The organism is Microvirga roseola, assembly GCF_020866965.1.
Classification (GTDB): domain Bacteria; phylum Pseudomonadota; class Alphaproteobacteria; order Rhizobiales; family Beijerinckiaceae; genus Microvirga; species Microvirga roseola.
This window is the reverse complement of record NZ_JAJATX010000215.1, coordinates 1-387: the sequence shown is the minus strand read 5'-3', so window position 1 is coordinate 387 and position 387 is coordinate 1. Positions and strand designations below refer to the sequence as shown.

1 protein-coding gene is annotated in these 387 nt (G+C 63.0%); it reads right to left on the bottom strand.

Annotated elements, in window-relative coordinates:
• Positions 1–387, bottom strand: a 387-nt coding sequence (locus tag LG661_RS25720; protein WP_322098920.1) for a helix-turn-helix domain-containing protein, incomplete at both ends; no start/stop codon positions are given.

Below are 387 nucleotides of genomic sequence, written 5' to 3'. Positions count from 1 at the left end.
GGCCCGCTTGCGGGCTTCCTGGGCCTGCTTCTGCTCAATGATGCGCTCCGCCCACTCCCCTCGCCTGGCGTAGACCGGAGTCAGGTCGAAACCGAAGGCATCGACGATCTCGCCGGCCAAATCTTTGACGGCAAAGCGTTTCCCGTTGGGAGATTCCTTTGGGACGATCAGTTGCTGTTCGATCAAAACCCGGAAGGCATACCGGACGGACCGCTCGGACAAGCCGGTACGGCTCATCAGATAGTCGTTGGACGGCCAGACCAGCAGCCGTTCCCATCCCTGCTCACCCCAGCAGGCGACGAGCTCGGAGAGGACGGACCGGGGACCGTTCCGCAAACCCAATGCTTTTGCGGCCTCACGGGCGGCCGCGGACAGCTCTTTACGCGT